Genomic DNA, 4865 nt, shown 5'->3' with positions numbered 1-4865 from the left:
GACGCCCGCGCCGCCGCCGCCGAGCTCCTCGCAGACGACCCGGGACTCGCCCGGCACCCGGCGCTCGCGGCCGCCGTCCGGCGCCGCCTCGACGACGAGTCGAGCGAGTACCTGAGCAGGGGCTGAGACTCTCCGGCACCGCTGCCGGAGCGCCGAACGCGCACTACGCTGGCACGTATGCAGCGGATCGCCGTCGTCCCCGGATCGTTCGACCCTGTCACGCGCGGACACCTCGATGTCATCGAGCGGGCCGCCGGCCTGTACGACCAGCTGCACGTCGTCGTCGTGCACAACCCCGACAAGTCGGCGCTGCTGCCGATCGCGCAGCGCGTCGCGCTCATCGAGCAGTCCATCGCCGACGCCCGCATCCCCGGCGACATCGTGGTCGCGGCGTGGAGCATGGGCCTGCTCGTCGACTACTGCACCGACGTCGGCGCCTCGGTGCTGGTGAAGGGCATCCGCTCCCAGGTCGACGTCGGCTACGAGACGCCGATGGCGATCGTGAACCGGCACCTCGCCGGCGTCGAGACGGTCTTCCTCCTGCCCGACCCGGCGAACGCGCACGTGTCGAGCTCGCTCGTGCGGCAGGTCTCCGCGCTGGGCGGCGACGTCGCCCCGTACGTGCCCCGGTCCGTGGCCGAGTACCTCCAAGGGGCGATGCGGTCATGAGCGACACCGAGGGCGCCGTCGGCGTCGCGGGCGCGATGGAGATCGACGAGGTCGGCGACCGCGCTGCGGCCATCGTCCGCAACGTCGAGACGGTGATCAGCGGCAAGCGCGATGCCGTGACCGCGGCCCTCACCGTGCTCCTGGCCGAGGGGCACCTGCTCATCGAGGACGTGCCGGGCGTCGGAAAGACGATGCTCGCCAAGGCGCTCGCCCGATCCGTGGACTGCACGGTCAGCCGCATCCAGTTCACCCCCGACCTGCTGCCGAGCGACGTCACGGGCGTCTCCGTCTTCGACCAGGTCTCCCGTCGGTTCGAGTTCAAGCCCGGGCCGGTGTTCGCGAACATCGTGATCGGCGACGAGATCAACCGCGCGAGCCCGAAGACCCAGTCGGCGCTGCTCGAGTGCATGGAGGAGCGCCAGGTCACGGCCGACGGCACGACGTACCACCTGGAGCAGCCGTTCACCGTCGTCGCCACGCAGAACCCGGTCGAGATGGAGGGCACGTACCCGCTGCCCGAGGCGCAGCGCGACCGCTTCATGGCCCGCATCTCGATGGGGTACCCGGCGAGCGCCGACGAGCTGGCGATGCTCGCCCAGCGCGAGACCGCGAGCCCCCTCGACAGCCTCGAGCCCGTCGTCTCGCTCGCCGAGCTCCGCGCGATGATCGAGACGGTGCAGCGCGTGTTCACCTCGGAGCCCGTCAAGGGGTACGCGGTCGACCTCGCGCGCGCGACGCGCGAGGACCGCCAGCTCCGGCTCGGGGCGAGCCCCCGCGCGACCCTCCAGCTGATCCGCGCGGCGAAGGCGCACGCCGCGATGCACGGCCGCGACTTCGTGCTGCCCGACGACGTCGATGCCCTCGCCGTGCCGGTGCTCGCGCATCGGCTCGTGCCGACCAGCCGTGCGGTCGGCGGGCACGACCACGACGGCGGCCCGCTCATCGACCAGATCGTGCGCCGCATCGTCGGCGAGACGCCCGTCCCGGTCGGCAGCGCGCGGAGGGAGTGATCCTGATGTCGCGGGTCGGCCGGGTGCGACACCAGGCGCGTCCGCGCCTGACCCCGCGAGGGATCGCACTCATGGTCGTGGGCGGCATCCTCTTCGGCGTCGCGCTCTGGTTCGACCTGCGCGACATCCTCCTCCTCGCCGCGGTCGGCCTCTCCATGCCGCTCGCTGCGCTCGGCTTCCTCGCGGCGCGTCCGCCGCGACTCGCCGTCCACCGCACCTTCGAGCCACCGGTCGTCGGCGCCGGGCACTCGACGACCGTCCGGCTGCGCGTGCACAACCGGAGCCGCCGGGCGTTCGACGGCGCGCACTGGCGCGACCTCGCCTCTCCGGCGCTCCGACCGCCGCCCGAGGCGATCCTGCCCGCGATCGGGCGCACCGAGGGGATCCTCCCCTCGGGCGACGACACCGTCGGCCTCGAGTACCGGTTGCGGACACCTCGGCGCGGGGTGTTCGAGGTGGGGCCGCTCCGCGTGTCGGTGACCGATCCGTTCGGACTCGCGCGCATCGATCGGGTGGCGGGCGGCGCCAGGGACCTCGTCGTGACGCCGCGCGTCACGCCCCTCGAGCCGGCGGTCGGCCTGCTCGCCAGCGTCGACGGCACGGTGCACGCGCTGCAGCGCCGCACGCGGCCGAACAGCGACGAGCTCATCGCGCGCGAGTACCGGTACGGCGACCCGCTCCGGCGGGTGCACTGGGCCGCCACCGCCCGTCGCGGCGAGCTGATGGTGCGCGACGAGGAGCAGCGCGGCGACCCCGAGCTCCGCATCCTCCTCGACACGACCCTCGGCGGGCGTGTCGCGCACCCGGCGTCGGGCTCGCGCGACCGCTCCGACGCCCTCGACCCGGCGTTCGAACTCGGCGTCGAACTCGCGGCCTCGCTCGGCGTGCACCTGCTCGGACGCGGTTTCCGGGTGCGACTCGACCCGGTCGAGGACCCCGCGGCGCACATCGAGCCGATCGCGCCGGAGGCGGGCGGCTACCGCGCCCCGGGCGGAGACCTCGCGCTGCTCGAGGACCTCGCCCGGTTGGACCCGGCTCGTCGCGACGTCGGGCGCGCCGAGCAGCGTGAGGCCCGGCGGCATCCCACCGCCCCCGTGACGTCGGTGCGTCGCGACACGCGGATGCCGGCGATCGCCGTGCTCGTGGACCCGTCCGGCGATGCCGCCGAGGCGCTCGTCGCACTCCGCAGCTCGGTCGAGCCCGCGATCGCGTTCGCCGCCGACGCCGTCTCCGCCCGCATCGTCGAGCGGCTCGAGGAAGCCGACTGGCGGGTCATCCGCGTGCACCGGGCGGCCGACCTGCCCGCCGCCTGGCAGGACGCGTGGCGGTCCGCCCGCGAGGCGGTGCGCTCGGGAGGTCGCCGTGGGCCCTGACCGCTACCCGCTGACCCGCGCGCAGTCGCTCGCGCTGTCGGGGGTGAGCCTGCTGCTCCTCCTCGTGGCGACGACGGCGCTCGGGCCGCTGATCGCGGGAAGCGGATGGTGGTGGGCCGGCGCCGTCGTCGCGGTCGCGGTGATCGGCGGTGGAGCGGCGCTCCGCGCCGTGCGGACTCCGCCGTCGCTCGTCCCGCCGCTCGAGCTCGTGGTCATGCTGCTCGCGCTCACGCTGCTCTTCGGCGGCGCGACGAGCCTCGCGCTGGTGATCCCCACGCCCGAGACGTTCGCGGTCTTCGGCGAGCTCACCGAGGGTGCGCGCCGCACGATCGAGCAGCAGTCCGTGCCGGCGATCCCGGTTCCCGCGCTCGTCTTCGCGATCACCGTCGGCGTGGGCCTGATCGCCGTCCTCCTCGACCTGCTCGTCCAGACCGTGCGCGTCCCCGCGCTCGCCGCGATCCCGATGCTGGTGCCGGTCCTCGTGCCGGGACTGTTCCTCGCGGACGGCGCCGAGGTGCCCGCGCTCGTGCTCACCGCGGCGGCCTACCTGCTGCTGCTCCGCGTCGACGTGCGCGTGCGGCGCGCCGCGGAGCTCGTCCAGGAGGACGATCGCGACGACGCACCGGTCGTCAGCGCGCCCAAGCGGGCGCCGATCGTGTCGACCATGGGCGCATCGCTCGGCCTCGCCGCGATCGGCCTCGTCGCGGCATCGGTCATCGCCGCCGCCACGCCGAGCGTGAGCACCAGCTTCCTGGTCGGCAGCGGCGGGCCGGCGACGCTCTTCGCCAGGGGCGTCAGCCCGTACGTCGACCTCGGTCGAGACCTGCGCCGGCCCGAGCCGGTGCCCGCCTTCTCGTACGTGTCGCCCGAGGGCGAGCGACCGTACTTCACCCTGCTCACGATCGAGCGACTCGAGGGCCAGGTGTGGTCCGCGACCGACCGTGCGGTCGACGGGGACAACACGCTCGGGACGCTGCCCGGGCCCGACGGGCTCGCCGAGGACGTGCTGGTCGAGCCCCGTCCGATCGCCGTGCAGGTCGACCAGGTCCGCACCGCGTGGCTTCCCGTGCCGTACCCGACGACCGAGGTCAGCGGCGTCAGCGGGTCGTGGTTCTGGGACCAGGGCACGCTCAACGTCCGCAGCGTCGACTCGACGACGCTCGGGCAGCAGTACCGCCTCACCCACCTCGACGTGCAACCCGATATCACGCAGCTGCGCTCGGCGCCCGTGCCGTCACCCGGCGCGGTGGCCGACGCGACGCGCCGACTGCCCGACGACGTTCCGCCGATCATCGCCGAGACGGCGGCTGCGGTCACCGCCTCGGCGCCGACGCGGTACGACGCGGCCGTCGCGATCCAGGCGTACCTCCGCGGTTCGGACTTCGAGTACTCCGAGAGCGCCCCGGTGGTCGACGGCTACGACGGAGCGGGGTTCGACGCCATCGCCGCGTTCCTCGAGCAGGGTGCGGGCTACTGCGTGCACTTCGCGTCGACCATGGCGGTGCTCGCTCGTGAGGTCGGCATCCCGTCGCGCATCTCGATCGGGTACACCGCCGGGACTCCGGGCGACGGGCGGGTGGACGACCAGGTCGTGATCGAGGTGGACTCGCACGACCTCCACGCGTGGCCCGAGCTCTACTTCGAGGGCGTCGGGTGGGTGCCGTTCGAGCCCACGCCCGGCCGCGGGACCGTGCCCGACTACACGCGACCGAACGCCGGACAGACCTCGCCCGGCGTGGTCCCGACCGGGCCGGCCGCGACGCCGGGGGCGACGGGCCGACCGGAGGGCGATCCCGACCGGGCGCTCGGCGGA

At 74.1% G+C, this 4865-nt stretch carries 4 protein-coding genes; all 4 read left to right on the top strand.

Annotated features, from left to right (window positions below; genetic code table 11):
• The first annotated feature begins 177 nt into the window (after positions 1–177).
• Positions 178–669 carry a pantetheine-phosphate adenylyltransferase gene (coaD, locus tag ESO86_RS11460; RefSeq protein WP_129235113.1) on the top strand — a complete coding sequence of 164 codons (492 nt, stop codon included), beginning with the start codon at positions 178–180 and terminating at the stop codon, positions 667–669.
• 35 nt (positions 670–704) lie between these two features.
• Positions 705–1679 carry an AAA family ATPase gene (locus ESO86_RS11455; protein ID WP_129235115.1) on the top strand — a complete coding sequence of 325 codons (975 nt, stop codon included), beginning with the start codon at positions 705–707 and terminating at the stop codon, positions 1677–1679.
• A gap of 71 nt (positions 1680–1750) precedes the next feature.
• On the top strand, positions 1751–3052 hold the full coding sequence (locus tag ESO86_RS11450; protein ID WP_165307696.1) for a DUF58 domain-containing protein: 1302 nt from the start codon (positions 1751–1753) through the stop codon (positions 3050–3052).
• The coding region (locus ESO86_RS11445; RefSeq protein ID WP_165307694.1) for a transglutaminase TgpA family protein at positions 3042–4865 on the top strand (1824 nt) is incomplete at its 3' end. The genes ESO86_RS11450 and ESO86_RS11445, both read left to right, overlap by 11 nt.

Source organism: Agromyces binzhouensis (assembly GCF_004135055.1).
Classification (GTDB): Bacteria; Actinomycetota; Actinomycetes; order Actinomycetales; family Microbacteriaceae; genus Agromyces; species Agromyces binzhouensis.
The sequence above is the reverse complement of the archived record's forward strand: the minus strand, read 5'-3'. Positions and strand labels throughout refer to the sequence as shown.

Coding starts and splice junctions, on each gene's coding strand:
- coaD (WP_129235113.1), top strand. CDS start 178: ATGCAGCGGATCGCCGTCGTCCCCGGATCGTTCGACCCTGTCACGCGC.
- ESO86_RS11455 (WP_129235115.1), top strand. CDS start 705: ATGGAGATCGACGAGGTCGGCGACCGCGCTGCGGCCATCGTCCGCAAC.
- ESO86_RS11450 (WP_165307696.1), top strand. CDS start 1,751: ATGGTCGTGGGCGGCATCCTCTTCGGCGTCGCGCTCTGGTTCGACCTG.